Genomic DNA, 610 nt, shown 5'->3' on the forward strand with positions numbered 1-610 from the left:
CGCTTCACATCCGCACTATTGCGAGTGATAACGACCTGCCGATCCAGTGGCACGGATCTGCTGATACCGGGACCACGCCCCAATTGGTAGCGCGTAATCATGCGAGCAATCGCATTGGCCTCCTGCGCAGCAGAACCGTAGGTATTAACTGAAAGACCAGAGCTATCCTCTCTAGAATCAACCGCGCCCATTAGGCGATGGCGCGCATCATGGCGGACAGTGGTCTGCTCCGAAACTCGTTGCACGACAGCTCTAAGTGTCTGGTTTCCTCTGTGCGTAGGTCCAAGGTAAAAGCTCTTTGCCCCTAGTCGATCTGCAAAGCGAACATCGAGATGCGGCTCGCCACCGCGATACACCGAGACTGCGACATCAGAGTCTGCGGTCACCACAATCCGTGTTCCGACCGCGTGTAGCGCTTCGAGCAAGCTTAGCGTTGCCCGCGTACAATCCTGCAGGTCATCGACCACTACCGCCGCGGGCACGTCCAGGTTGGCCACCACTCCCTCACTGCCAGCGTCCTCATGCCAACGGGTTATGATCTGTGCCGCCCGCTCTTGCAGTTCGGCAGATTCAAAGTGGCTCACAGTATCACCGGATTCACGCAAGGACT

General features: G+C 57.4%; 1 pseudogene. It reads right to left on the reverse strand.

The features are described from left to right. Positions 1-497, reverse strand: a pseudogene (locus tag HMPREF1627_RS02035) (hypothetical protein); the annotation flags it as partial. Positions 498-610: the final 113 nt, after the last annotated feature.

The organism is Actinomyces sp. S6-Spd3 (genome assembly GCF_000758755.1).
Classification (GTDB): Bacteria; Actinomycetota; Actinomycetes; order Actinomycetales; family Actinomycetaceae; genus Pauljensenia.